The sequence below is a fragment of the Ktedonosporobacter rubrisoli genome, assembly GCF_004208415.1.
In the GTDB taxonomy this organism is placed as follows: domain Bacteria; phylum Chloroflexota; class Ktedonobacteria; order Ktedonobacterales; family Ktedonobacteraceae; genus Ktedonosporobacter; species Ktedonosporobacter rubrisoli.
In genome coordinates this window covers 2,426,428-2,450,808 of record NZ_CP035758.1, presented here as the reverse complement: position 1 = coordinate 2,450,808, position 24,381 = coordinate 2,426,428, and the positions used below count along the sequence as shown (strand labels likewise).

Genomic DNA, 24,381 nt, shown 5'->3' with positions numbered 1-24,381 from the left:
GAGTATATTCAGCTAAGATGAGATCGCCATATTCTGGGATATGGCACTGATCAGACCACTGCCATATCCCCAGAGGTACTCTTTAACAACTTTGGTGGAGCCATTGGGCTGCTCTTGATTGCTGCTACGTTTGACGCCCAGCCGGCAGTCGGGATCACCTTTGGGCTGGCGTTGGGGATTATAACGTTCTTTGACATAAGGGCTGGGGTTATTCTCTTGCACCCAGGCGTACAAGTGCTTCACATCGATGGCTACTTTCTCGCCTAAGCCGGGAATGGCTGCTTTTAGCGCATGAGCAGTATGAACAAACAAAGCATGAAGAACGCTTGCATTCAATGTCTGCTGTTTATAGCGCAACCAGCGGTCACAAGGCACCGTGCGCTCGATATCAAAGCCATAGGGACTGTGAGGAGAGGGCTTGGGACGAAAGCCCAGTTCCAAGACCAAAAGCGGATGTTCCAGCAGGAAGCGTCGGAGTTGGGTACAGGAGTCGAATTTGATGAGCAACGCTTTGACGTAGGCTATTTCTGGATGTGGGCGTCTCCCTGGGTGAGAAGGGAGCGCTTGGCGCTCGGGGACCAGACCCCAATCTAGCAGCGCAAACAAGGTTCGATAGCGGAGAACCACTGGATCATTGTCTTGCATCTGCGCGAGCATCTGTTGGTCAAAACAGGGAGAGGCAGGTCGCATGAGATGCGACCTTCTTTCTTCAAACGCTTGCACATGCTCATGCCTCAAAGAGGGAAGCATTCATCCCCGCATGAAGAGAATCCCGAGAGGCTCTTTCGTCTCGGAATCCTCTTCATGTGACTGGTCTCTTTTCTTACGAAGACGGTCAAATTGGTCATGAGAGATCACGCCCTCATTGCACAACAACAGTCAGGTTCATACCAGAGTGAATGGTACAATAGAGCTTGAATGTGCCAGCAGAGGGGAAAGGGCCAATGGTTTCTGAGCTGTTTCCATTGATTTGCACGTTGTTGATCTCTGGAGCGCCTGCTTCTCTGGCTGGTTTCACCGTGCCATTCTCCCACGTTCCGTTGGCGATAATGTGTGGCACTGAGAGATCATCATCGATGAGTGTAATGCGCTCGCCTTTTTTCACTGTAATCGAGGTCTGAAGAAAATTCGTGGCGTTCATATGGATGGGATTGGGACCTATGCTCGCATTGGAGCCGTTGCCACAGGCGATTAGCAACCCGGTAATGAGACAACTTACTCCCAGAATTGCTAGCAATGTTTTAAACATGTTTTTTTCTCCATGCTTGCCGTATTGCTTGAGACGACGGAGTTTCTGAAGTGGTGGTTAGCTTGAGACGCCTGTAACGCACAGAGATTCCCTGAACCAACGCGCCTGCGCCAATCCCAACGAACAGATGAGCGATCTGAATTAGCCAGTGCATGTGCTCCATGAGTAAACTGGCCTGTGCTAAGCCAAAGATCGGAAGTAAAAAGGCATATCCGATGCCAGCAACTCCCAGAAGCCGGGCACCTCTGGAGCAAAGCATGATGATCCCAAGTATGAGAAGCGAAAGGGCAAGCATCAGGCCAAAGATCATATGAACATTGACCACATCTATGCTGGTGATCCAGAAGAACAGGCCCAGCACAAGCGCGACTATGCCTGCTAGACGGGCTATCCATACGATGATCCATACAGTGGTCATCAGAAACCTTCCTTTCTGGAAGATTGAATAAACAATCGGTGTGCCTCAAGCATAATGAGGCATAGATGGTCTTTAGCTTGCTCGTCGGGAGAGCGTGATCACGGGGATCAGGCGCGTTGTCTTTGCCTGGTGCTCGGCGAAGGTGAGGAACAACGTTACAGCTCTAGCCCACAGCCGATCTCGCTCTGCATCTTTTGTGACAATAGCAATGGCCTCGAAGGTCTCAGTCCCAACCTCGACGGTGACTTCCGGGTGTGCCAGTAGGTTATGATACCAGGCAGGATGCGTTGATGCACCACGATTAGAGGCAACCACTATCAGGCAGTCGCCATCGGAGAAATACCCCATTGGCGTCGTGCGAGGCTTCCCGCTCCTGGCACCAGTAGTTGTAAGCAAGAGCAACGACATGTGTTCTAATGGTCCACCAACCTTGCCTCCGTTTGCACGAAACTCCTCAATCAGGCGGCGGTTCCAATCTTTCGGATCTAGCATAGTTTCTCCTGTATTTGATGCGACTATGTTGATCTACTGATCGTATCCTATTTTTCCGCGTCGAACTGAATAGGCTGAAGAGGTGTGCGAGCTTCTGTCACCGAGCCATCGTCCGCAATGGTGCGACGGCTCATGCTCAGTGGATTGCTTCCCAGGCCAGCAGAGATGATCCTTTTCGCTCTAATACGTATCATTTCGGGCGCGACATTCCTGGCTATAGTACGTCTCATTTCAAGTGACATTTCTAAAGCATGTGGAAGAGGATCATTTTCATCGCGGAGCACAATTTCAGCGTACCCACGAATCTCGATCATGCGTGCCAGATAAGGAGAAAGAGAAGCAATATCGTCAACAACAAAGGCCACTCGTCCATTAATGACGATGTTTTTATATTTTAAAGATGTGGGAAGTGTTCTCCCAACGATGTCAATGCTCTCAAATTCTGGATTATAAAGAAAGCTGACTGGAACAACATGAGGATTGCCAGTCTTCGTAACTGTAGCCAGACGCCCCAGGCGCTGCTTCTGCAAATAGGCAATTTCAGCCTCAGTGAAAAGACCCATAGATTGATACCTCCTGAACACAAAAACGTATGACCTCACCTGGCCTTTTGCAGTCGGCCAGACGAAGGGAAGTCAGGCCAGAACTTCTCCGGCACTCTATAAGATACAAAATAGTATCTTATCTAGGCGTAGTATATACTAGATAAGGAAGATACACAATAGTATCTTAATTTGGGTAGGAAATTGAGGAGAGAAACAAGAAGATGAAGAGAGCAAAGCATGAGCAACCATCTTCAAGGCGGCGACGAGGAGATGCTCTTATACAGGCGATCTACGCTGCCGTGTTGGGAGAACTGGCCGATGCCGGTTTTGGTCATCTCACGATGGATAGAATCGCACTCCGAGCGCGCACCGGCAAAATGCCGTTGTATCGGCGCTGGGCCTCTGTGCAAGAATTAGTCCTTGATGCCCTGACTAATGCTCTTGAGGAGAACACAACGCACACGCCAGATACCGGGAATCTTCGGGAGGATCTCATTGAAGTACACAAGAACATCAGAGAGCTTATGAATAGCCCGGTCGGCACGACGATGAGAGCCATCATTGGGGATAGACTCCATCACCCAGATTTAATCGCAGCAATTCGCACGAAGATTTTTGAACCACACTCTCAGATCCTTCAGGTCCTTGAGCGCAGCACCGAACGTGGCGAGATTCGCCGGGAAGTGATTACGCCTCAAGTCTGCCAGGCAGGTCGAGCTATGATGATTATGCAACAGCTCTTGCAGGGGTCATCACCTGATGATACCGAAATCGTCGCCATCGTTGATCGGATACTTCTTCCAGCCCTCGGTGTGCATGGACCGACAGAAGATGCGCCTATTCGCCGGTAAAGGGTAACAGCCTGTATGGAAAGGGTGCGCTCTTCAATGCGGAGGCGCTCGCCAGACGAGAAATCTCATCATCATGGCAGCCCGTGAACACCAAGGCCCTTTGTCGTGGAGAAGCAGAGTTTTCTGTAGAAATTTCGGAATACAGTAGAAAAGAGAAAAGAGTTATCTGCTGTGTTCTGAGGTTCACTATCTAGAAAACTATCTTTTCCCATTTTTAGACTCTATATGCAATACAATTAAAACCAACCCTCAAGGTTCTGAAGTCTTCGAGTAGTTCGACGTTGGCGAGATCAATGGTCTGCATCAGAGATACACCTCATAGGTTGGAAGAGAGGACAAATCTACTTCGATTGGGGCTGTCTCTGTCTCGGCAATCACCTCCACCGGGCGATTGCCGAGCAGGAGCAAGGCTTCGCGTTGTGGCTGTTCTTCCAGATCCCGCAGGTGCTGGAGCTGCCACGCCTCATCCTTTTCTAGTTTGTGCAAGAACTCGACCAGGAGCTTCCCGTTGAGGGTCACGCGTTTCTCGTGATGCTGGTGCTGGTGTTCACGCCATTCCTCCAGAATGAGATTTCATTCGTGTTCAGAGCGTCCATGCACCTGGAGGAAAGCGTCTGCAATACACTCGACCCACTGTCCATCAATGTAGGCATAGGCAAATCCCATATTGGAAGGCTCATAGCGAACCGGAACGGTTTTTCCGGCGACGGAAGGAGAGCGCATGCACTCATGCCAGTACTGTAAGCCGTTCACGGTGATCCCTCGGCCCTGGTGAATTTTTACGACCCCTGTGCGGGTCGAGGGCCTGGTTTGGATCAGGAAATCTTCTGAGTAAGGAATCACCGTGTCCGGCTGCCCGCACGCAGCATCCCTTGCGCGAAGGCTTCTCGTGGGCTTTGAAAGAGGGCACGATGCTCCATCTGGTCATAGACTTCCAGACAGTACTCAGCCAGGCGACGTGCAAAAGCGTCCAGGGTCCAGACGGCCAGGCGCTTGGGATCAACGGCCTTCGTTACCTGTCGGGGAATCTTGCTGGCCTGAGTATTGCCTCGAAGCTGATTGAGCAACTCGGTCGTGGTGGTGCCAAACAGGCGCTCAATCACTGACCCAAAGCGCGGTTGCCCAGGAGGCCGCTCCAACTTGGTTACAAAGCAGCGCGAGAGCAAGGTCTCGAAATACACACTCTGAAATTCGGGGCCGCGATCCACTACCAACTCCTGGGGGAGGCGTCCATAGTGTTTCACACAGTGCCGAAACGCCATCATCACCGAGCGATAGCTTGGTGGATCATAGGTCACGTAGCAGGCAAGAATCCGGCGGCTGTAGGCATCAGTCATGAAGGTGGCCCACGGTTTTGCGAAAGGTTTTCCTGTGACCGAGGAGACGAGCATGATGTCTAATTGTGTATGATCGAGATGGACTCGCTCAAAGGGACGCTGACCATGCCGAGGGGTCATTTGATCCAGATAAGCCAGGGCCGGTTCGAGGGCATAGGCGGCGCGTTTTCCTCGGCGTGAGACCACAACTTGGGCGTCCTTAAAGGCGGCACGTTCTCGATAAAAGGTGCGCTCGCCGACGGGCGAGATGCCTTGCTTTAAGGCTTCCTCTCGGTAGAGGCGGTACACGGCTATCGCCCGTTTGCAGACAGGAGCGGCGTAGTGCGTGGTGAGATACACATTGAGCTATTCCTTGGAGGCATCGGGCACACGAGGAGCACGATTCCCGCGCTCAGCAACACGGTCGAGCAATCCGATGTATCCACAGCCGAAGTCGGCTTCCGCTTGGCGGAAAGCAGCTATCCAGTTCTGCACGGAGCGTGTCGTGACGGTGAGCACATCCCCGCGAGCATACGCAAGAATTTCGCGCCAGCGTTTGTTGGCAGCTTCCTGGCCCTTGAGGGAAGCTTTGGCGATGCGCGCACGTGCGACTTCGGAGAGCGGCAAAGGGGTGGAGAATGAAGCAGGCGCAATCAGGTCCGAGGCTATCATGTAGTGAAACTGCTCGACTGGGAGGGAGAAGGGCATTCCCACTTCTGGACGCAGCAGCACCTGTGTGTCCTGCATTTCGACTTCCCACAGCCGCCCATCAATGATCAGCGGCGAGGCAATGAGTGGATCAGGGGAGACATCATTGGCTCCCTGTCGTACAGCCTCAACCTCCAAGGCTGATGCGTACAAAAAGACACGCTCCCAGTCCATAAGCGAGGCCGCGGTCAAATCGGTAAAAATGGACTGAGTGGTAAGCATGGCCCAGACGACATCAACCACGAGATCGTGGTGCGCCTGGAGTAGTGCGTCCACAATGATGCCTGGGTACACGGCGAGAGCGTCTCGAATCTGTTGCTCTGCAGCTTGAGGAACGGAAAAGGGATGGGTCCAGAAATTTTGGAGAAACTTCAAATTGTCGATGTACTGTTGGTGGTATTCGCCAGAGGTACGTACCCGATACGCGAGTCCCAGATCGCCTGCCGTCTGCTCGCCAGGAGGGCAGCGCCATCCACCTCGTGGATCGGGTTGATACCGCTCAGGCATGCGGGTCGTTAACCCTTCGAGCGCATTCTCCGGCTTCCACTCCTCAAAGCCTGCCCCATTGCGGCGGATCACCAGGAAATCAGGGGTATGCCACGGTGAGGTCTTGTGACCGCTCAAAGAGCGGTAGTGAAGCTGGATGCGTGTTGGCTGGTCGTAATACTCCAGGACATCATCATCGCGCTCCATCGCGTAGATCGCCAAAAACTCCACCTGACTTTCAAACTGGATGGAGTAGCCCATTTTCACAGATGGATACCGCCCACTCATATTCGAAGCTCGCCCACGCACGCGACGAGCTGGAGGGGAGGAACGAATACGGGCAATGACGGCTTCCGTCTCTGACGAGATCTTGTTACGCTGGCACCAAGTGCGAAATTCCTCACCTGTTAGCATGAGTTAAGACTCTTCTCTCCATCGACCCTTCAGGGTTTTTGATGAGGGAATACAGGATACGACGACAAAGCACGAAATGTTGGGCCATTTAGGCTGTAAAACAGTGAATTTATCCCTCATTCATTTAATTCTAGATAATAACTTCTGTAATTTTAGGAATTCTTCCTATGGTGCCTGCCAAACCTGCACAGTTTTATCAGCACTTGCAGAGGCAATTTGGTGCCCATCGGGAGACCAAGCTACTGCTAGTACACGGTTGGCATGTCCTTGATAGGTATAGAGAAGTTTTTCACTTACTGGGTCCCAGATGTGAACTTGATGACGCTCGTCTCCAAGCGCGATAAACTTGCCATCGGGTGACCAGACGACTGATGTCAGGCCGATGTCCTCATTTTGATTCATATGATGTCTGGAAGTGCTCTCTTGAGCCAAACTCTGTACAAGGAGGAGTCTACCAGAACTGCATGCAATGGCAATACGATCACTGTCAGGAGACCATGCCAAACCATTGACACTCCTAGAGGCTGATAAGTGTAAACGGTATTCCCCAGTTACTGTGTCCCACACGAAGACTTCCCCATTGTAATCTCCAGAAGCTATACACCTTCCATTGGGAGACCATGCCACCGCTTTGACCCAAGCTCCCATGTTCCTCGTATGGCCCTGATAGGTCAGGACTTTCCTGCCCGTTACTGCACTCCAAAGGTGAATTGTTTTATCAAAACCGCCAGAAGCGATATGATCGCTATCAGGGGCCCAGGCAAGAGCACTCACACACTTTTTATGCTCTTGATAAGTCATCACACTTCTTCTCGTCAGAGTCTCCCATATCGAAACTGTTGTGTCTTCACCCGCAGAAGCAATATATGTACCATTCTTTGTCCAGGCAACAGTCCGTACAGGGGATGAGTGGAAATTCCATACCGTTTCAGTTCTTCCTGTTTGTGCTTCCCAAATTTGGACAGTCCTATCACTGCTCCCAGAGACAATACGTGCGCTATCAGGCGACCAGGCAATGCTTGACACCGGAGCAATATGATTGCGATAGGAGAAAAGGTGTTTTCCTACAGAAGCGGGAGATGTCCCAGGGTGCGTTGTGGCAATTGATGGTGCAACTGTTAATGGGAGAGAGGGAGGAGATAATACATGTGCTGAAGGAAACTGCAGGGAGACGGTTGTTGCTTGCTCTTTTTGAAAAGCCTGCTCGAGTGCGCTAGCGAAAGCTTGTACGCTGCTAAAACGCTCCTTTGGCTCTTTCGCAAGCCCTATCATGATTACTTGCTCAATTGCTGGAGAAACAGGAACTCGCTCTCTTAGGGGCTGAGGAGTTGCAACTGCATGCTGAACAGCAATCTCAGTAAATGATCCATGAAAAGGTCGATCCCCACTCAACCACTCGTAGGCGACTACTGCAAGAGCGTACTGATCACTGGCAGGACGCGGCTTGCCCTGAATTTGTTCGGGAGCCATATACGCGATCGTCCCTGCCATATCTTGGCGTGCTTTGATAACGCGAACTTTGGGCCACCAAGGCGATCCCAAAGTCACTGAGGAGCACCTCATTTCGCCTTCCCAGCAGCATATTCTCTGGTTTGACATCGCGATGAATGAGTTTTTCATCATGAGCACATTGGAGAGCATCTGCAACTTGTTTGACGTAGGAGACAACAGGAGCCAAGGGAATACGTGTACCTTTAGGATGCAGTTTTCGCAACGTGCCACCAGAAGCATAGTCCATCACCAGATAAGGAGTTTTGCCCTCTACACCAAATTCGAGTACTCGTACAATATGTGGATGGATAAGGTGAGCAATCGTTCGCGCCTCTGCACGAAAGCTCTCGATATCATCGCTTGTGAGCTGGGTATGGAGCACTTTAATCGCTGCCTGAGTACCAAGGTGAAGATGTTCACCTAAGTACACTTCAGCAAAGCCACCTTCCCCCAAAAGGTGAGTCAGTCGATAGTTCCCCAATTGTTGACCAGCGCGATGTGTCATCCTTATCTCTCCTTTTTCTGGCTGCTCGAATCCTTCTATCGCACGTGGCTACCCTTTCGTGAAAAATACACCAAAGACCAATTGACCTCTTGTTCAGCTAGTTTTAACCAGCGAAGTTGTGCATGGTCATCTGCCTTTGATGAAGAGTATACCTGAGATCAATGAAAGAGGCAAGTTTTTGTCGCATATCACGGTTCTGTCCCACTTTTGGTGATAGATGATAAAAATATAATATATCGTGATTAAAGAGCGTGGAGCACACGCTGGCGTACCAATGCAAAGCTTGCACGTCCATACCCCATCCTTTTAAGCAGCTTGAGCTTGTTTACTTTTCCTTCGACAAGACCGTTGTTGAAAGGAAGGGTCAGCCCAGCAACAACTGCTTCCTTGTCGCGCTCAACACCAGTGACAAAACGTTGGAGTTCACGAATCTGACTTGCTCGGACTCTTTCTAGCAAGTCATCAAGCTTAGCCCCTTCGCGATTATGAAGCAAGCACCGAAACTCCTGAACGAATTGGTACGTCTGCTTCGTCGTCTCGCTTGTCTGACAAATGATCGAGAGAGTCATCTGCTCTTTCTCATCGAGTTGGGAAGGATCACGAACAAACAACCAGACAGCATTCTTGGAGGAAAAATCTTGCAATGGAGCATGGGGAACTGTTGCCCTTTGTATAATTCTTTGGTTCCGCCGAAGGGTGCCCTTGCCCCACTTTCATGGACAGAAGGAAGACAGGTATACTATCCATGAAAGAGATATGCGATGGAAAAACCGAAACGGACCTTTGATGCCGAGTTCAAGCGAGAAGCCTTACATCTGGTAGAAACCACAGGGAAACCGCTGGCCCAGGTCGCTCGCGACTTAGGGATCTCAGATAATACCCTTCAAGGGTGGAAACAGCAGGCACAAAAGCATGATCAAAATGCGTTTCCTGGAAGCGGACATCAAACCCCACAAGAGGAAGAGATGCGCCGCTTACGTCGGAAAAATGAGATTTTACGTCAAGAGCGTGATATCTTAAAAAAAGCCTTGGCCATCTTCTCACAACCCCAGCGATGATCTATACCTTCATCGATCAGATGGGTCATGACTATCCGGTCGTGAGATTGTGTGGCGTGCTGAGCGTCTCAAAGAGCGGCTATTACGCGTGGAAAGCGCGCCCAGTCAGCCAGCATGAGCGGGAAGATGGCGAGTTGAAAGAGGCCATTGAAGTCTGCTACCAACAGAGTCGAGAGACCTATGGCAGTCCACGCGTGCATGTCTGCTTGCAACGGCAAGGTCATCGGTGTTCGCGCAAGCGGGTGGCTCGCCTGATCCGGCAACAGGGCTGGTCTGCACGAGAGCCTGGCAGGTGTGCTCACACGACACGGCAACATCCTGCTCATCAGAAAGCCGCCAATGTCCTCAATCAGGATTTTGAGGCCAGTGCTCCCAATCGCAAGTGGGTGACGGATGTGACGGCGGTGTGGACACAGGAGGGCTGGCTCTATGTCGCTGGGGTCCTCGATCTCTACTCTCGTTCGCTGGTCGGATGGGCGATGGCTGCTGTTCAAGATGAGGAACTCGTCCAACACGCGTTGCAGATGGCAGTGCAACGTCGTTGTCCTCAACCAGGACTGCTGCATCATTCGGATCGTGGGAGAAAGTCACACCAGCCTGGGCTACCAGCAGGCGTTAGCCGAGGCGGCAATGGTGGTGAGTATGAGCTGAACTGGCAATTGCTACGATAACGCCTCTATGGAGTCGTTTTGGAGCACACTCAAATGGGAATGTGTGCATCGCACCAGTTTCGCGACGTGTTCGCAAGCTCGACAAGTGATCTTTGAATGGATCGAAGTGTTTTACAATCGTCAGCGTCTTCATTCGTCTTTGGGATACGTCAGCCCTTCTCAGTTTGAAAACAGAATGGTCTGAACCACCCATTGGTCCTGTCCACAAAAGTGGGTCAAGCTCAGACTCGCTCTAAAGGCAATCCCTTCTTGCCTCTCTCTTTGATGAGACCGAGGATAGTGTCGGCTGTACGCATCTCACGCACCTCGCTATCTTTGGTTCTTCAACGATGCCTGTTCCCCTTCGTCCTGTCTCAGGCATTACCCTGAGCATTTGGCTCCTATGGGAACTCCGTCGCCATGAGGGTCATCCCCTTGTAGGCGATCCCGCATTTGCACGTATCGAACGTCTAGTGTGCTCCAGGTCTCCCGTTCGCCTCCTTCTACCACTTCGTTAGGGGTCGCTTGCCGAAGAGAGCGTTTACGCCAGGATTGCAACCTGGCGGTTTCGTATGTTCTGATGACCCATACGTATTTCGACATCATCGCTTCAGGTATGCTGCGATGGGCGGAACATTACACCGCTGGAAGCTGGGTTTCAGCCAGTTTAGGCTTGACCATACACACAGGACTTGCGGATACAAACTACGCTACATACCTTCGCGCTTCTCCGCTTTCCGACTATGCTGTTTTCCCCTTTGGGTTTCCCCGCCAAGTAGAGTCAGTGTCCTAGAAAGTCATCTGCTCTCAACTTTCTGCCCCTGTGGGGCTATTCAATACGTGCCGAAGCGGCGCACATCAGGTTATCCATCGTTGCACGGCCAGAATTGGTTGGATCAAGAAGCGCGTGAGTGAGCCAGGTGTAGATGATGCCTGACCATTGGCGCAAGTTCAGTTGGGGAAACAGTTCCCGATACGGGATTTCCAACGTCGCCAGGAACTCGCGCACTTCTTCCGAGGTATGTCCCGTAATTAGGAGGAGAGAAGTGAGCTGTCACGCTGCGCAAAGAAAAGCTGCTTTCAATGATTTCATACAGTATTACAGAAAGAGAACTATTTCACCTATTTTTCATACAAACAATCCCCGTTCATTACATGTCACGTGGAAGCGCTTTTGTTAAAGCAAAACAAGTGAAATCATCGCTTTCTTGACACTCCTTTCACTTTCTCACTCGACATGTATCTTCATTTTCTATATACTAGAGAAGAAGAACAGGGATATTTCTCTTGTTTTGGGTAAGGGGGATATAGCATGCTTTTCAGGAAGGAGTATCTTGAGAGGTAAAAGCGGTAAAACAGCCGCTCGATGCTGCTCCTCCTCACGCCTGCTGAGAAGCTGGATGAGGTGGTATGTACACCTTTGAGTTGATGTCTAGTAGAATAAGTAGGTATAATTGGGCCTGGCAATCCCTGTGGGATGTAATACAGGAGGGGCGCTGCTGAGGTGACAATGTGATACGGACGACCGAGATGGTCGCCCGCACTGTTCAATTTGATGGGTTGATCGCTGACTGCTTCATACTATCGTTCGAGCCAGGCCATTGAGGGAAGGTCACTTGCCGGTTGGCGCTCTGCAACTACCGTCAGGATTTTTTCTCGAAATGTATCGCCACCTGATCGAGAGGCTTCTTGGTGATGGCAGGAACCTCAGCATCTTCAGCCGGATAGCCCACCGGAATGAGAACAAATGCGCGCTCATTGGCCGGGCGCTGAAGGATCTGCCCCAGGAAGCCCATAGGGTTGGGGGTGTGGGTCAGAGTAGCCAGGCCGGCAAAGGTCAGGGCAGAGAGCAGCATACCTACAGCGATGCCAACAGATTCCTGAACATAGTAATGTTTGTATTTGTGTTGAGTGCCATCTGGCAGTGTCTCTAAGCCATAGATCTGGGCGAATACCACAATAACATGGGGAGCCTCTTCTATATGGGGCTTGTGCCAGTCTGTACCCAGGGGAGCCAGCGCATCAAGCCATTCCTGGGACATCCGATGCTCATAGCTCTCTTTCTCCTCCTCCTCTGCGGCAAGGCGGATCTGGCGTTTGAGTTCAGGATCACTGACGACAACAAAGCTCCAGGGCTGCTGGTTCGCGCCACTTGGTGCCAGGCTGGCCGCCTGGATAGCCTTCTCGATAATTTCATAGGGGACGGGTTCGTCAGAATATTCACGGACTGTGCGACGGCGTGACATCCTGTTTAAATAAAGCTGAACACCGGCTCTCTGCTCTTCTATGCTAAAGCGAGGTGGCTTATAAGGCACAAAGGGATACCGGGAGGATCGATAGGTTGATTCGCTCATGTTGCACTATCCTTTTTCTTCTTTGACTACTTGCCATAGACCATATCAAAGCATGAAGTTCAGGCCTAACGACAGGCAAAGGTACTCAGTGGACAAACCGTAGCAAGTTCCTCCTTGGCTCTTGCGTTACAAGGTCATTGGATCGAGAGCGCGCAGGCCCAACACTGACAGCCTGGTTTTATATTATAATACTATATTGTCGCGATTCGAGGACATTTTCAATATGGCTATAAGACAAAATATCTATCTGGAGTTATTTCTTTAAGGAGATATCGCAACCTTTCCTGAAGGTAAAGTCCTCTCATAGCTATGGCAATGGGGAATTATGGCATAGCTTCCTTCTCCGTATAGATTCTCTATACGGGCAAGCACAAGGAAAAGCGCTTCGATCACCATATGCCCCCTCGCTTAGATATTTCAGTTTGTTAAGCCCACGGGCATGTATGCCGAACAGCCTGGTTGCGCGATTGGAGTGCGCCACCGATTGTTGGGCAATACCTGCGCCCAGCGTTAGCCCACTTAGGGCAAGGAGATGTTCATGTCACCACTTTTTAATGATGGGGATGTAGTTCTATTTCAAGGCGATAGCATCACCGATGCCGGCCGTGATCGCCTGGACCCACGGAGTATGGGGGCAGGCTATGCCATGATAGCTTCCTCCTGGTTTCAAGCCCTTTATCCCAGCAAAAATGTCAATTTCTTAAATCGTGGCATCGGCGGCGACCGCGCCAAAGATCTGCTAAAGCGCTGGCAGAAAGATTGCCTTGATCTGCATCCGAGCTGGGTCTCTATCCTGGTTGGCATTAACGACACGTGGAGACGTTATGACAGCAACGATCCGACCTCGACGCAGGATTACGAGGATGTCTATCGTTCCTTACTGGAGCGCACAAAGGCAGCCCTGAACGCGCGCTTGATCCTTTGCGAGCCGTTTGTCCTGTCCGTGTCAGCCGATCGCGAGACCTGGCGCGAAGATCTGGACCCAAAAATTGATGTAGTGCGCAAGCTGGCGCGCGAGTATGGCGCGCTCTACGTGCCCTTTGACGGGCTATTTGCTCAGGCCGCGGCACAGCGCGAGTCGGCTTTCTGGGCCGCCGATGGTGTGCATCCTTCCCCGGCCGGTCATGCCCTGATGGCTCAGGCCTGGCTACGTGCGGTAAACGCGCTATAGCCCTCGTCTAGAACGAAGCAAGGATTGAGCGTATAGCTGGCCAGGCTCCAGTTAAGCTAACCGCCCGAGAAACACAGCAATTTCCGCTTACATATCCAGAGCTTGAAATATATCTTAGTGCGCCAACGTATATAGTATAAAGGAGGCAAAAGCATGCGATGGGAAGAATTGAGCAGCGATCAGTTTCCTGCAGCCGTTAAGCAGTGTGAAGGTGTATGCCTGGTTGCCTTATCGGTAATTGAGCGGCATGGCCACCATTTGCCCTTGGGAACCGATATGTATGAGGGACGTGAATTGTTGAAGCGGGCCGCAGCCTTAGAGCCCGCGCTCATATTTCCTGATCATATCCTTACCCAGATTCCAGAGGCGCGCCACTGTCCCGGCACGATCAGCATCGATGGGGATCTCATCTTGCGCCTGCTCGATAACGTCTGTCGCGAGATCGCACGCAACGGATTAAAGAAGATAGTTCTTGTCAATGCGCATGGAGGCAATCGCAATCTGCTGGCCTTCTTCAACGAGTTGCAATTATATGGTCCACGCGACTATGTAATCTACGTTACCCATCCGTACACCAATACCAGAGGTGCGCTAGAGGTTCCCTGGGAGCCTGCGAGCGATGGACACGCTGGCCCAGGCGAAACCAGCATGATGCTGGCCATCCGACCTGATCTGGTTGCCAGGCAACAGATTCCCAGCGATGACGAAAGCAAGGCCCGCGAGCATCTACAAGCGCTTAAAGCCGTGGGCGTGCAGACGGGAATCTGGTGGTACGCTGATTATCCCACACACTATGCTGGCGATGCCCGTCCGGCGACGGCAGAGATAGGCGAACAACTTCTTGACGCCGCCGCACAGCAACTTGCGCAGGCAATCAAGGCGATCAAGGCAGATACCGAGACCAGGCGCTTGCTTGATGAGTTCTATGCAGGCTCTCAGCAGCAGTAAGTAGCTTAGCGCGTCATCTCAACTAACAATATATTACATCTGGCGGATCGCCATTAACCAATTTCGATCCGCCGTTCTAGCCCTGGTCTTAAGCCGTGCCAGCATCGTAGTTCGATTGTCTAGAGAGGAGATACTTACATGTTTGATACTCAATTTGGCTTATTCGTGATTGCGACAATGGCTGCCATTGTCATGCCCGGTCCCGACATTTTCTACGTGCTGGCCCGCTCCATGAGTCAGGGCAGAAGAGCAGGCCTGTTTTCGACGCTCGGTATAGTTTTGGGGGAGACAATTCACACACTATTAACAGTGCTTGGCCTGGCTGGCATCCTGGCCGCCTCCTTGCCCGCCTTTCTTGTCATTAAATATGTAGGAGCTGTGTATCTCATATACCTGGGTATCCAGACCATCAGGCATCGGGACAAATTTCTGGCTACTAAAGAGCTGAAGAGCGTCTCATCTGATAAGCGCCTGATTGTCCAGGGTATGCTTAACGATCTCTTAAACCCAAAGACCATCCTTTTCTACTTTGCGTTCATACCCCAGTTTGTACGTCCATCCATCGGGCATGTTCATGAGCAGTTGCTTGGGCTAGGCTTAACGCTGGCAGTAATGGATCTTCTCTTCCTTTCCTGCCTGGCGCTCTTCGCCGGCAGCATCTCGCTCTGGCTTCAGCGTCTGCCCCAGGTGAGCAAATGGCTGGCCTGGATTAGTGGCTGCGTCCTGATCGGATTGGGTGTACGCCTGGCTGTAAGCGAGAGATAGTTGCAAGCTAGGCAAAGCATAGCTCGCCGCACCCTTAAAAATTCCCTAAGCATATGGTCTTAGACGGCTCATGTATGTTAAAATGGGCATAATACCGGAAAGCCGCTTATGGAGGAGAGAGCTATGTTTTGTCCAGCATGTGGCAGCAAAAATCGAGAAGCCGCAAGATTTTGCGCACGCTGCGGTAACAATTTACCCACCCCAGGCACGGCCCTCCCTTCGCGCAAGGGCGATGAGCTGCTCAGGCAACTTGATCTCTGCATTGTCATGGATGCCACCGGAAGCATGCAAGACTACATCGAGATGACGCGCAAAAATCTGCAGGCTTTTGTCCAGAAGCTGTCTCTCCATCCGGTTCAACCTCAATTGGCCTATGGCCTGGTTCTCTATCGCGACCATCCTGCCACCGAAAAGAATTGGGTCACGCGCCGCTACGCCTTCACGGAACAGCTAGATGATCTCCAACAGGCACTTAACGAAGCCCATGCCAAAGGCGGCGGTGGAGATGGCGCGGAGGCAGTCGTCGATGGGCTTTATGACGCCTGCTACGTTATGAAGTGGCGCGAAAATGCCCACAAGGTGATCCTGCTGGCCGGCGATGCTCCTCCGCATGGCTGGGGCAATCGGCGCGATAGATATCCCAAGGGCTGCCCTTGCGAACCCGAGCATGGCACGGTTATTTCTATAGCCCAGAATGCCCGCCAGCGCGGGATTACGATCTTTAGCCTGGGCATTGGTGATAATCAGGCCATGCAGAAAAGTTTTGAGCAAATCGCCGGGACGAGCGGCGGACGCTACGTTCCCATTAAGAGTGCAGGCAAGCTTATTGACGAAGTGCTGTCCATCATGCTCTCAGAGGTTGGCAAGGTCGAAATTGATCAGGTGGTCTATCGAGCCTATCAGCCGGGAGCGACTCCTCAAGCCATTGCTGCCCTCACAGGTCTCAAGATAGGCGACGTAGACGAGAGTATGAACCGCCTGCACCAGAAAAGAATGCTTCAATAACCTGGCAGCCGGCCTCTATAGAACAGCTCTTTGTCAGTCAGCGATGGGTTACTTTTTGTTCCCTTTTTCAAACGGTTTTGCTAGTAAAGAACGCAATGTACTGGTTTTCCCAAAAATACACAGGTAAATTTTGCCTTCTCCCATATAACTGGTTAGAAGTTTTTCCACAAAGATAGTTCCTAAAAGTAATATTCTCTAGTGCTTCTTATTACTATTTCGCTTCTATAGCTCTATAATAAAAGATCTAAGCTTGATAACTTTTTTGAAAGATTTTGATAAGGAGCGTAACTATGCTGCGAGAATCTCGCAATTCTTTTCCTACGACTTTTCGCCTACCGCCCCAAATAGCTATCATCCCTGTTATCATTCTGGCTATTTTATTGGCTGCCTGTGGAGGAGGAAACGCATCTACCCCCACCGATAATGGGCCAACCTCTAATGCCACCACGGATACCTCTACCTCCCAGCCCATTTCTGCACAATCTGCATCTAACCAGCCCACAACTACATCTGGCGGCCAATCCTGTGATACTATAATAGATGTAAATTCACTGAGCAAGATTATGGGTGAGTCAATGCAACCAGCTAAATCTATGCCTCCGCTTCCGACCATTCCTGGAGTCCAGAGCACGCAAGTGTGTTTCTACACAGCCGAGACAGCAATGACTGACACTGTAGGGATTGGGCTCTTCACTGGTCCGCAGACAGAACTATCCACGATAGCTAACGGCCAGGCCATCAGCGGAGTTGGCGATAGTGCGATAGAGATGTCTAAGGGCGATATCATGGTTCAGAAAGGCAATAACTATATATACGTAGCCGTCTCGACGCAAAATAAAGGGACAGATACAGCCATCCAGATAGCACAAGAAGTGCTCAAGCATATTTAAAGAATAAGGAGCCAGCTATGATTACAGGGCTTGGACACGTAGCTTTCCGCATCACCGACCTTGAGAAAGCTCTCGATTTCTATTGCAATAAGCTTGGTTTTCGGGAGGCCTTTCGGCTAGAGCGCGAGGGTGAGCCATCTCCCTGGATTGTCTATATCCAGGTTGCCCCCAATCAGTTTATCGAATTATTCCCCGGTGCTCAAGGTGAAAATCCGGCAGGCGGCGATAAGGTTGGCTATAATCATTTCTGCCTGGTTGTCGATGATCTATCGGCTACCTTAGAGGCTCTGGAAAAGCGGGGCCTGACAATCAGCGGCGGCCCGCAGCAGGGACTTGATCATAACTGGCAGTACTGGTTAAACGATCCCGATGGCAACGCCATCGAGCTGATGCAGATCGTGGCCGAATCCCCGCACGCCGCCGCTGAGGCCAGCTGGGTCTCGCCTGCAAAGCAATAGCTAACACAGTAACAAATCCCGGTAGAAGGTGTTCCAGGCCGATCACCTTCTACCGGGATCGATATATTCAAGAACATCCATAAACAAATAGCAACAAGCACTACGCAGCTTTCCGCCTCACTCTTACCGATCCAGGAGCCGTCAGTAAGAGTTATTGTTCAGTGATTTGCTCTTCTCTTATCTTTCTTGAACTGAACCAGCTAAAGCAGCGGCGCATAGTATTATGGCCCGCACCTCCAAGTGCTGGGAGTCTATCTGGTTGAGGGCCAGATGATCCCCTATGCGAGGTCTTTGGTCTGCAGGTGTCGGCGGGAAGTCTGCTCGGGTGGGTACGCACCTGTTCCCAGGCCCTCACCGAGGTCGAAACCCGCATCAAAGAGGGGCTGCGCAAGGCTGGAGTGATCCACCAGGATGAAACGGACGTGTGTGTGCGCAAGCATCATTCGTATGTGCATGTGTGCTCGACTTCTCGGTTGACGCATTTTGGCTCTCATCCCAGCCGGGGCCGATCCGCGCTCAACGACATCGGCATCCTCGCTGGATTTGATGGCACTTCCATTCACGATGGCTACAAAATCTCTCCTAGCTACCGTTGCAAAAACAGAGAACTATCCGAACATCATGCACGCAACAACACGGTCTTTCTGAGTTGAGATGCAGAAAGCAAAGAAAGGGTCTGGGTTGTTTGGGATGTACATAATCTCATGGAACGTATCCATCCGGCATAGTAGACCTGTTTGCCCATGATGGGGCAGGGGTTGATCCCTTGCACTCGCAACAGTAGGAGTGCCCCCTGCCCCGTATAGGAGCAAGGGTTGACCGACGCATCGGCCATGCGATACGACGTGTATCGCGAGCTTCTCAGAGCGGTGCGCAAAAAGGCGAGGCCCAGCCGTGCGATGTTCAGAGACGCGGCATAGTCTCTGGCCCCGGACCAGCGGCAATCCGGGTTCGCACAACAGAGAAACGGCCCCCAGTCAATGGCCTTTTTTCGATCTCTTGCGGCAGGAGAGGCGTAGGTTTTCGCTGGTTCATGACAACGTGGGCACGTGTGCGTCGTCCCACGCGGTTCCACCTGCCGCGTGCGAATCCCCAGCAGATGGCATTTATACTTCAGCACGCGCCACAGCTCCCCCCTGACCATGGAGTTATTGCGCCAGTTGCGAAAGCGCCCGCGCACCCCGCGCCCGCGTCCGATGGTTTTGAGGGTACTCAGGTTCTCTCCGCAGATCAGATGGCAGTCATAGATCAGCGCGAGGAGGATGAGCAGATTGGAGGCCAGATGTGCGAGTTCGCGATTTCTGCGTTCGTACCTGTGCCAACACGCCGCAATGCGCTCCTCATACCCGCGAACCCGGCTGAGCCAGCCATCGTACTCGGCAGGCAAAGGCGTAGGTTTCTCCTGGTGCGTTCGGGTGGCGATGCTGATGAGCCGTTCATAGCGTTCTTTGCAAGCTTTGAGCCGATCAATCTCCCGACGCAGCCGCGCCTGTCTGCCGTCCAGCCCTCCGGTGTCCAAAAACAGGGGACGTGAGAGCTGGGTAAACGGCGCATCTGGCTTCTCACGCCAGTCTTCGGACAGTTCGAGGATGGAGACCGTGATGAGCGAGCGAACCCCCCAGTCCCATCCGAGCACGCGGCGTTCCTGTTCAAGAGGGAAGACCAGACGCGCTGGGACCTCCAGGATCAGATCGAGAACGGCCACGCGTTCACCATCGGCCTGACGCAGTTCTCGCAGCGTCGGGGCCTGGAGAACGGCTCTCTGCTCCAGATAGGTGTACAGAGTTTCAGGCAAAGGGATCTTCTCCACCCAGGGAGTCCATCCCCACTTGCCCTGTTCATCGGGGGAACGCAGCCGCAGAGCGAGGGTTGCTTGATGCAGTTCGCGTCGCGTGCTGAGGTCGCAGCAGGTCACGAGGTCAATGCGGGCGCGGTACGTCTGTCCAAGCATCATGCCATCGTCGCCCGCGAAGGTCAGACAGCCAACGGAGAGCATGGGGGGCTCTTGCATCTGGGCATAGGAGGTGGGAAACGCCTCTTCTTTGAGAAAGTGATTACAGGCTTGTTCGAGCAGATTGGTCATGGCAAGGAAGGCGTCCTGCTCGTCTCCTGCCCCTTTTTGGGCCGCTCGAAAGGCATGCACCTCTTCCTTGATGCGTCCGTAATCTTTGTGGGCAGGACGCTTGTCTGTGGCCTGTTTGATGAGCCCCCCGAGAGCAGCGGCAAGATGGTCTCAAAGAGTAGGGAGCGCGAGGCTTGCGCACGCAGCAGACGGCCTGCCTGCTCCATCTCGCACCGTTCCTGACGACTGCCGTGGCCAGAGCGAGTGATGAGATGACGTTCCACCTGCTTCCACGCCGGTCCTGTGCGATCTGAGGCAAAGACCTCAAGCTGAGGCCACAGATCTCTGATGATCTGATTGATCGAGGAGCGAGAAACATCCAACAACCGCAACGCCCCAGCTTGCATGCTTTCAGGCAAGCGAATGGGGAAGGACAGCATTTGCGTTTTGGCCACCTCATGACTCCTCTTCTCCCATCACCTGCTTTGCGCAGGCGACGAGTGCCTGTTGCTTATGAGAGCGCATCCCATAGAGCCGTCCCGACAACGAGGCGATCAAGGCCAGCAAGTCATCAGTCAACTCTTGCTCCGCTGTTTTCTCTTCCCCTGTCTCTAACACGGTCAGCGTCACTCCAAAGCAGGCAAAGAGCGTTTCAAGATATTCTTGCCCAAAGCGCGTTAAGCGATCTTCGTAGGTAATCGCTACTTCAGCCACTTTGTCCTCGCACACCAGCTTGAGGAGCCGTTGCAACTGACGCCGTGTTGCTTTGAGCCCCGAGCCAATATCGGAAAGCACCAGAGTTTCCTGCCCTTTGCGTTCAGTGGCTGCCCAGACTTGCAGGCGTTGGAGCTGAATATCCAGGTCATCTTTTTGTCCATGTCCACTCACCCGTCCGTACAGAATGAGCAGCCGACCATCCACGCTTCCAACCACCCGCTCAATCTCTGTACGTGGAATGCGCCTCTCCCGACCTACCTGCACTCCCTGAATACGCCCGGATTTGATCCAGCGCCGCACGGTCATCGGGTGTAAACCCAGTTCATGGGCCGCTGCACCCACGCGTAAGAGTTTCTGTCCTTGTTTTGCCATCAAAGTTGCTCGTATCTCCCAAAATGTTAACGATAGTAGACGATAATCTATGAAATTTGGCAACTGTCATCTACCCTCTTTCATTCAAGTGAAACCCTCAGTCTTGGGATTGACCATCCAGGTCTCTCAACGCTCCGGTGAGAAGTTCTGCATTGCGTGTTCCTGAGGGTGTACGAGCCAGGCAACTGGTGATCGTTTCACGTGTTCGTTCTCCGAGTGTCTGTCTGATAAGGTGTACCGTGAAAGAGGTGAGAACAGGTTCTTTCAACAGATTGAGTAATTCCGTCTCGACATACGCTGGCACCTCATCTAGAGAGGCTACCGTTTCTGAGAGTACGAAAATGACCAGATCACGCACCGTGCTAGAGCAACCGGGGTCTTTTTCCAGATTACGTGGGTCGTGAAGTGCAGCTACTAATGGTTCAAGACTTTCCCTTTTTTTGAGGTAGTACAGAGTTTGCTACACACAAACTACGGAGACCAGTGGACGAATCCGGCGCGTTTAGGAGGCGAAGCAGGAGGTCAAAAGTATCCTGAAAGCAAAGCTTGCTCAAAGTTTCTGCAACGGTGTAATGGTTATCTGCTTGTCCGTAGTTATCATTACTTGGCTCATTCTTTCTGAGGTACCAGTCTTCCCATTTTTGCACATGCTCCAGCAAGAGCAGACCCATGTGCGGCTCACCAAATTCACCCAGCAAACGAATCGTATTCCAGCGCGGTTGGGCGAGGCAGGGATCTTGCAGTCGCGCAAGCAAAAGGTCTGGGAGTCTCGGATCATTGGAGGTACGCACATACGAAACCACGTCTTCAAGCGGTTTTATGAAACTGTGGAAGTTACTGTGATAGTCTAAAAAGGCGAGACAGGCAGTAAGGATTCGTGCATCCCGAAATGGGAAGAGTCCTTTGATGGCTTCTATGCTACGAATGCGTGGGTTTGTGGCTAGTTCTATCAATGGCTCGATGATACGTTGGTCCTTTGTCCTTGCCAGCGCCTCGGCCAGACCAGGCATAAAAAACTGTCCAGACGCATACCACTCCTAAATGATTGGTAAAAGAGGTTCAACTCCTCCGAGTTCGCTGAGAGCCAGGAGAACGTCCTGACAAAGAGAATGATAGCTTGAAGCACGATCTTTGGTTTTCTCATAGGCTTTCTGTAGGGCGGGAAGAGCTCTCAGTTCTCGCCAACCGACGAGCACGCGGATTGCCTCTCGGCGGACTTCGATACCGCGGTCTTTGACCAGCGCCTGGAGGAGGACATCTACCACTTTCCGATCTCCTAACTGCCCGAGAGCCGTGACAATTTTGAGGCGGACGTTTTTGTTCGTATGCTTGGTGAGAACCAGCAGCAAGGTGTCAATGGCTTCTTTCGCCTGGAGTTGCCCAAGAATTTGTGCGGCGAATGCACAGTTGCTGGCATTTTCATCCGTTGAGAGCGTTTGGATAAGCAGTTGGTTCCTTTGGCTGCTCGCTGGCAAGGATGCCATTTGTTTGAGCGCCGTTTTGCGAATCTTTGCGTTCGCATTGGCTAACTGATCAAGCAGGTCTTGTGGAAGCGTTGGTGGCTGGAGAACCATAAGCGTGAACATTTCCTTTTCTAAAGAGGTTTTCAGATCTTATTCTCCACTCATGCCTTTTTTCTGGCAAGCGCGTGGTACTATTGATGTTCGCCTGGAGGGCTGGCCACATTTGGAGAACCCCTGGTGCCGACTTCTCCTTTGGAAAGTGAGCTTGATCTGTTTTTGCTCTTTTTCTCTCGTCACCTTGTGCGAGCGCGTGGCTCTGACTCTCCATCCTTTTTCTTCAAGGCAAAGTTTCGCCTTTCAGGGGAAAATACGGGCAAGGTTTCAAAGCTTTTACTCCCTACTGAATAGTTACTCCATATCTAGCGATCTGTCTTGCTGAAATCGGAACTCTCTTCCGCGCCCATGGCCTCCCGCCTACCCAGGTAGAGCCAGATCACGATTGCCAGAACCAGCGCGGCTACGATGAATATGCTGGCAAGGCTAAAAGTACCCTGTATGCCCCGGGCAAAGGCTATAGCTGGCGCTGCATTTATATCGGGCACAGCTCCTGCAGCTTGCATAACTAGAGCCGCGAATACTGCTCCCATCAAGGATGCTCCTGTAGAGAGCCCTAGCGTTCTGGCCAATGATAGCAGGCCCGAAGCCAGCCCTCTCTGAGTTGCCTGCGCAACCTCCATAACTGTAGTATTGTTGGGTGTCTGAAACAGAGCCAGGCCAAAATTGATCACAGCTATACGCGCCACAAAGCCCACGATATCCGCCTCAAGCGTAATAGTTGCCATATACAGGCAGCCCAGGACCATGCAGAGCAGGCCGAGAATCATCACTATACGCGTCCCCAGGCGGTCAGCCAGCCATCCGGCGGGCACGCTAAAAGTAGCAGTGATGAGCGGACCAACAGCCATCAGGATGTCTATAGCTTGGGCCGGTAGATGCTCGACTTTTTCCAGGAAGAAGGGCAGCAGTAGGATTGTACACATCATTACTGTATAGACAAGAACACTCATGATCAGGCTGCCACTTAAGAGAGCATTGCGAAACAGAGCAACTGGTAGCAGTGGAGCCTTGACACGACGCTCTATCAGAAACAATAGCCCTAGCCCGCACAGTGCCGCTAATAGAAGGCCAGGAACTACCAGTGAATTAAAGCCATAAGTCTCAGCCTCGGTCATCGCCAGAGCATAACAAGCCAGCAAGCTGGCCAGCACTAGCGTCCCGCCCCAATCAAAACGCGTGCCCATCTTTCCAGGGCTCGACCCGGGCAGAAAACGCCAGATGACGATCCAGGCTACCACGCCAAATGGTACATTTACCAGGAAAATAGCAGGCCAACCAACAGATCCAATCAGCATACCTCCCAACGCTGGCCCTAACGCGATACCGAAGGCAACAGTTCCACTCAACAGGCCGACCGCACGTCCTACTCTTTCCTTGGGGAAGACATCGCTCACCAGCGCAAAGCTTAGAGCCATCATGACAGCTGCACCCAGCCCTTGCAAAGCGCGTAGCGCGATCAAGCCCTCAACCCTTGACATTAATCCACAGCCTAAAGAGGCCAGGGTAAACAGGAGCAGACCAGCCAGATACAATCCCTTTTTGCCGAATAGATCCCCAAGACGTCCAACGCCAACGATACACGAGGTCACTACTAGCATATAGCTCAATACGACCCATTGCATACTAGCAAAGGTTGTGTGCAAGCTACTTACCATAACAGGCAAGCCAACATTGACAATACTGGTATCCATCGAAGACATCAGGGTAGCCAGAGCCGCACCCAGTAGAACCCAGGATCTGGCTCGCTGTAAAGTAGGAATATGCTCATCCCAAGCATGGTTTTCAGTTAGCTTCATGCAATTTCCTCCATATGGATCAGCTCTGCTCTTCATGAGCATGCATAGAACCTGCAAAGGAGAAAGAGAGACGAATGGGC

The 24,381-nt window shown here is 51.9% G+C and carries 27 protein-coding genes and 2 pseudogenes; 9 read left to right on the top strand and 20 right to left on the bottom strand.

What is annotated here, in order from left to right; genetic code table 11:
* Positions 1 to 12: 12 nt before the first annotated feature.
* The 5 genes from EPA93_RS11235 to EPA93_RS11215 all read right to left on the bottom strand — a co-directional run bounded on the left by EPA93_RS11235 (position 13) and on the right by EPA93_RS11215 (position 2,722).
* Positions 13 to 690: a hypothetical protein gene (locus EPA93_RS11235; protein WP_129887427.1), complete on the bottom strand. Its 678-nt coding sequence runs from the start codon at positions 688 to 690 to the stop codon at positions 13 to 15.
* 172 nt (positions 691 to 862) lie between these two features.
* Positions 863 to 1,249, bottom strand: a complete 387-nt coding sequence (locus EPA93_RS11230) for a cupredoxin domain-containing protein (protein WP_129887425.1) — start codon at positions 1,247 to 1,249, stop codon at positions 863 to 865.
* Positions 1,242 to 1,667 (bottom strand): hypothetical protein, encoded by a 426-nt coding sequence (locus tag EPA93_RS11225; RefSeq protein ID WP_207229511.1) that lies wholly within the window; start codon positions 1,665 to 1,667, stop codon positions 1,242 to 1,244. Before EPA93_RS11225 ends, EPA93_RS11230 begins: the two co-directional genes overlap by 8 nt.
* A 72-nt stretch (positions 1,668 to 1,739) precedes the next feature.
* Positions 1,740 to 2,159 (bottom strand): nitroreductase family deazaflavin-dependent oxidoreductase, encoded by a 420-nt coding sequence (locus EPA93_RS11220; RefSeq protein ID WP_129887424.1) that lies wholly within the window; start codon positions 2,157 to 2,159, stop codon positions 1,740 to 1,742.
* Between the two features lie 47 nt (positions 2,160 to 2,206).
* A complete protein-coding gene (locus tag EPA93_RS11215) occupies positions 2,207 to 2,722 on the bottom strand; it encodes a PPOX class F420-dependent oxidoreductase (RefSeq protein ID WP_129887423.1) in 516 nt (171 codons plus the stop codon).
* A 203-nt stretch (positions 2,723 to 2,925) separates the two neighbouring features.
* Here EPA93_RS11215 and EPA93_RS11210 point away from each other — a divergent pair, with 203 nt between their 5' ends.
* Complete coding sequence (locus EPA93_RS11210) at positions 2,926 to 3,555, top strand: TetR/AcrR family transcriptional regulator (protein ID WP_129887422.1); 630 nt, start codon at positions 2,926 to 2,928, stop codon at positions 3,553 to 3,555.
* A gap of 303 nt (positions 3,556 to 3,858) precedes the next feature.
* On the opposite strand, the gene EPA93_RS49645 is transcribed toward EPA93_RS11210, so the two are convergent.
* The 7 genes and pseudogenes from EPA93_RS49645 to EPA93_RS11190 form a co-directional block, all read right to left on the bottom strand.
* The gene (locus tag EPA93_RS49645; RefSeq protein ID WP_242527380.1) at positions 3,859 to 4,074 is read right to left on the bottom strand and encodes a hypothetical protein; all 216 of its coding nucleotides are present in this window, start codon (positions 4,072 to 4,074) and stop codon (positions 3,859 to 3,861) included.
* Positions 4,075 to 4,128: 54 nt separating this feature from the next.
* On the bottom strand, positions 4,129 to 4,398 hold the full coding sequence (locus EPA93_RS49640; protein WP_242527379.1) for a Mu transposase C-terminal domain-containing protein: 270 nt from the start codon (positions 4,396 to 4,398) through the stop codon (positions 4,129 to 4,131).
* Positions 4,395 to 5,231 carry a transposase family protein gene (locus EPA93_RS49635; RefSeq protein WP_242527378.1) on the bottom strand — a complete coding sequence of 279 codons (837 nt, stop codon included), beginning with the start codon at positions 5,229 to 5,231 and terminating at the stop codon, positions 4,395 to 4,397. The genes EPA93_RS49640 and EPA93_RS49635 overlap by 4 nt, the downstream gene beginning before the upstream one ends.
* Before the next feature lie 6 nt (positions 5,232 to 5,237).
* The gene (locus EPA93_RS49630; RefSeq protein ID WP_242527377.1) at positions 5,238 to 6,479 is read right to left on the bottom strand and encodes a TnsA endonuclease N-terminal domain-containing protein; all 1,242 of its coding nucleotides are present in this window, start codon (positions 6,477 to 6,479) and stop codon (positions 5,238 to 5,240) included.
* Between the two features lie 165 nt (positions 6,480 to 6,644).
* Positions 6,645 to 7,949, bottom strand: coding sequence for a WD40 repeat domain-containing serine/threonine-protein kinase (locus EPA93_RS11200; RefSeq protein ID WP_165423028.1), 1,305 nt, complete (start codon positions 7,947 to 7,949; stop codon positions 6,645 to 6,647).
* Positions 7,906 to 8,475 carry a serine/threonine-protein kinase gene (locus EPA93_RS11195; protein WP_129887419.1) on the bottom strand — a complete coding sequence of 190 codons (570 nt, stop codon included), beginning with the start codon at positions 8,473 to 8,475 and terminating at the stop codon, positions 7,906 to 7,908. The genes EPA93_RS11200 and EPA93_RS11195 overlap by 44 nt, the downstream gene beginning before the upstream one ends.
* A 242-nt stretch (positions 8,476 to 8,717) precedes the next feature.
* A pseudogene (locus EPA93_RS11190) lies at positions 8,718 to 9,125 on the bottom strand (ISL3 family transposase); the annotation flags it as partial.
* Between the two features lie 111 nt (positions 9,126 to 9,236).
* Here EPA93_RS11190 and EPA93_RS11185 point away from each other — a divergent pair.
* Positions 9,237 to 10,388, top strand: a pseudogene (locus tag EPA93_RS11185) (IS3 family transposase).
* Between the two features lie 624 nt (positions 10,389 to 11,012).
* Here EPA93_RS11185 and EPA93_RS11180 read toward each other — a convergent pair.
* Together EPA93_RS11180 and EPA93_RS11175 are read right to left on the bottom strand one after the other, a co-directional pair.
* Positions 11,013 to 11,171: a hypothetical protein gene (locus EPA93_RS11180; protein WP_207229510.1), complete on the bottom strand. Its 159-nt coding sequence runs from the start codon at positions 11,169 to 11,171 to the stop codon at positions 11,013 to 11,015.
* Between the two features lie 655 nt (positions 11,172 to 11,826).
* On the bottom strand, positions 11,827 to 12,537 hold the full coding sequence (locus tag EPA93_RS11175; RefSeq protein ID WP_129887417.1) for a nitroreductase family protein: 711 nt from the start codon (positions 12,535 to 12,537) through the stop codon (positions 11,827 to 11,829).
* 538 nt (positions 12,538 to 13,075) lie between these two features.
* On the opposite strand from EPA93_RS11175, the gene EPA93_RS11170 reads away from it, so the two are divergent.
* The 7 genes from EPA93_RS11170 (at position 13,076) to EPA93_RS50870 (ending at position 18,427) form a co-directional block, all read left to right on the top strand.
* A complete protein-coding gene (locus tag EPA93_RS11170) occupies positions 13,076 to 13,708 on the top strand; it encodes an SGNH/GDSL hydrolase family protein (RefSeq protein ID WP_129887415.1) in 633 nt (210 codons plus the stop codon).
* A 153-nt stretch (positions 13,709 to 13,861) separates the two neighbouring features.
* A complete protein-coding gene (locus tag EPA93_RS11165) occupies positions 13,862 to 14,656 on the top strand; it encodes a creatininase family protein (RefSeq protein ID WP_129887413.1) in 795 nt (264 codons plus the stop codon).
* A 138-nt stretch (positions 14,657 to 14,794) separates the two neighbouring features.
* A complete protein-coding gene (locus EPA93_RS11160) occupies positions 14,795 to 15,421 on the top strand; it encodes a LysE family translocator (RefSeq protein WP_129887411.1) in 627 nt (208 codons plus the stop codon).
* A gap of 123 nt (positions 15,422 to 15,544) precedes the next feature.
* Positions 15,545 to 16,426 carry a VWA domain-containing protein gene (locus tag EPA93_RS11155; protein WP_165423027.1) on the top strand — a complete coding sequence of 294 codons (882 nt, stop codon included), beginning with the start codon at positions 15,545 to 15,547 and terminating at the stop codon, positions 16,424 to 16,426.
* Positions 16,427 to 16,716: 290 nt separating this feature from the next.
* Positions 16,717 to 17,316 (top strand): hypothetical protein, encoded by a 600-nt coding sequence (locus EPA93_RS11150; RefSeq protein WP_129887408.1) that lies wholly within the window; start codon positions 16,717 to 16,719, stop codon positions 17,314 to 17,316.
* A gap of 17 nt (positions 17,317 to 17,333) precedes the next feature.
* Positions 17,334 to 17,774, top strand: coding sequence for a VOC family protein (locus EPA93_RS11145; RefSeq protein ID WP_129887406.1), 441 nt, complete (start codon positions 17,334 to 17,336; stop codon positions 17,772 to 17,774).
* 302 nt (positions 17,775 to 18,076) lie between these two features.
* On the top strand, positions 18,077 to 18,427 hold the full coding sequence (locus EPA93_RS50870; protein ID WP_165423026.1) for an IS66 family transposase: 351 nt from the start codon (positions 18,077 to 18,079) through the stop codon (positions 18,425 to 18,427).
* Here the strand turns inward: EPA93_RS50870 and EPA93_RS11135 are convergent.
* The 6 genes from EPA93_RS11135 to EPA93_RS11115 all read right to left on the bottom strand — a co-directional run bounded on the left by EPA93_RS11135 (position 18,394) and on the right by EPA93_RS11115 (position 24,301).
* On the bottom strand, positions 18,394 to 19,857 hold the full coding sequence (locus EPA93_RS11135; RefSeq protein ID WP_242527374.1) for a zinc ribbon domain-containing protein: 1,464 nt from the start codon (positions 19,855 to 19,857) through the stop codon (positions 18,394 to 18,396). The two genes, EPA93_RS50870 and EPA93_RS11135, sit on opposite strands and share 34 nt — an antisense overlap.
* Positions 19,854 to 20,291 carry a hypothetical protein gene (locus EPA93_RS49620; protein WP_242527373.1) on the bottom strand — a complete coding sequence of 146 codons (438 nt, stop codon included), beginning with the start codon at positions 20,289 to 20,291 and terminating at the stop codon, positions 19,854 to 19,856. The genes EPA93_RS11135 and EPA93_RS49620 overlap by 4 nt, the downstream gene beginning before the upstream one ends.
* A 1-nt stretch (position 20,292) precedes the next feature.
* Entirely contained in the window at positions 20,293 to 20,925 is a 633-nt protein-coding gene (locus EPA93_RS11130) for an IS607 family transposase (RefSeq protein ID WP_129887403.1), read from the bottom strand.
* 422 nt (positions 20,926 to 21,347) lie between these two features.
* Positions 21,348 to 21,935 carry a HEAT repeat domain-containing protein gene (locus EPA93_RS11125; protein WP_129887401.1) on the bottom strand — a complete coding sequence of 196 codons (588 nt, stop codon included), beginning with the start codon at positions 21,933 to 21,935 and terminating at the stop codon, positions 21,348 to 21,350.
* Positions 21,936 to 21,962: 27 nt separating this feature from the next.
* The gene (locus EPA93_RS11120; RefSeq protein ID WP_165423025.1) at positions 21,963 to 22,499 is read right to left on the bottom strand and encodes a HEAT repeat domain-containing protein; all 537 of its coding nucleotides are present in this window, start codon (positions 22,497 to 22,499) and stop codon (positions 21,963 to 21,965) included.
* Between the two features lie 308 nt (positions 22,500 to 22,807).
* Positions 22,808 to 24,301: an MFS transporter gene (locus tag EPA93_RS11115; protein WP_165423024.1), complete on the bottom strand. Its 1,494-nt coding sequence runs from the start codon at positions 24,299 to 24,301 to the stop codon at positions 22,808 to 22,810.
* Positions 24,302 to 24,381: the final 80 nt, after the last annotated feature.

What these genes read in the sequence shown, in the direction of transcription:
- EPA93_RS11235 (WP_129887427.1), bottom strand. Translation starts at nt 690, where the DNA reads ATGCGACCTGCCTCTCCCTGTTTTGACCAACAGATGCTCGCGCAGATG.
- EPA93_RS11230 (WP_129887425.1), bottom strand. Translation starts at nt 1,249, where the DNA reads ATGTTTAAAACATTGCTAGCAATTCTGGGAGTAAGTTGTCTCATTACC.
- EPA93_RS11225 (WP_207229511.1), bottom strand. Translation starts at nt 1,667, where the DNA reads ATGACCACTGTATGGATCATCGTATGGATAGCCCGTCTAGCAGGCATA.
- EPA93_RS11220 (WP_129887424.1), bottom strand. Translation starts at nt 2,159, where the DNA reads ATGCTAGATCCGAAAGATTGGAACCGCCGCCTGATTGAGGAGTTTCGT.
- EPA93_RS11215 (WP_129887423.1), bottom strand. Translation starts at nt 2,722, where the DNA reads ATGGGTCTTTTCACTGAGGCTGAAATTGCCTATTTGCAGAAGCAGCGC.
- EPA93_RS11210 (WP_129887422.1), top strand. Translation starts at nt 2,926, where the DNA reads ATGAAGAGAGCAAAGCATGAGCAACCATCTTCAAGGCGGCGACGAGGA.
- EPA93_RS49630 (WP_242527377.1), bottom strand. Translation starts at nt 6,479, where the DNA reads ATGCTAACAGGTGAGGAATTTCGCACTTGGTGCCAGCGTAACAAGATC.
- EPA93_RS11200 (WP_165423028.1), bottom strand. Translation starts at nt 7,949, where the DNA reads ATGGCTCCCGAACAAATTCAGGGCAAGCCGCGTCCTGCCAGTGATCAG.
- EPA93_RS11195 (WP_129887419.1), bottom strand. Translation starts at nt 8,475, where the DNA reads ATGACACATCGCGCTGGTCAACAATTGGGGAACTATCGACTGACTCAC.
- EPA93_RS11175 (WP_129887417.1), bottom strand. Translation starts at nt 12,537, where the DNA reads ATGAGCGAATCAACCTATCGATCCTCCCGGTATCCCTTTGTGCCTTAT.
- EPA93_RS11170 (WP_129887415.1), top strand. Translation starts at nt 13,076, where the DNA reads ATGTCACCACTTTTTAATGATGGGGATGTAGTTCTATTTCAAGGCGAT.
- EPA93_RS11165 (WP_129887413.1), top strand. Translation starts at nt 13,862, where the DNA reads ATGCGATGGGAAGAATTGAGCAGCGATCAGTTTCCTGCAGCCGTTAAG.
- EPA93_RS11160 (WP_129887411.1), top strand. Translation starts at nt 14,795, where the DNA reads ATGTTTGATACTCAATTTGGCTTATTCGTGATTGCGACAATGGCTGCC.
- EPA93_RS11155 (WP_165423027.1), top strand. Translation starts at nt 15,545, where the DNA reads ATGTTTTGTCCAGCATGTGGCAGCAAAAATCGAGAAGCCGCAAGATTT.
- EPA93_RS11150 (WP_129887408.1), top strand. Translation starts at nt 16,717, where the DNA reads ATGCTGCGAGAATCTCGCAATTCTTTTCCTACGACTTTTCGCCTACCG.
- EPA93_RS11145 (WP_129887406.1), top strand. Translation starts at nt 17,334, where the DNA reads ATGATTACAGGGCTTGGACACGTAGCTTTCCGCATCACCGACCTTGAG.
- EPA93_RS11135 (WP_242527374.1), bottom strand. Translation starts at nt 19,857, where the DNA reads ATGACCAATCTGCTCGAACAAGCCTGTAATCACTTTCTCAAAGAAGAG.
- EPA93_RS11130 (WP_129887403.1), bottom strand. Translation starts at nt 20,925, where the DNA reads ATGGCAAAACAAGGACAGAAACTCTTACGCGTGGGTGCAGCGGCCCAT.
- EPA93_RS11125 (WP_129887401.1), bottom strand. Translation starts at nt 21,935, where the DNA reads ATGCCTGGTCTGGCCGAGGCGCTGGCAAGGACAAAGGACCAACGTATC.
- EPA93_RS11120 (WP_165423025.1), bottom strand. Translation starts at nt 22,499, where the DNA reads ATGGTTCTCCAGCCACCAACGCTTCCACAAGACCTGCTTGATCAGTTA.
- EPA93_RS11115 (WP_165423024.1), bottom strand. Translation starts at nt 24,301, where the DNA reads ATGAAGCTAACTGAAAACCATGCTTGGGATGAGCATATTCCTACTTTA.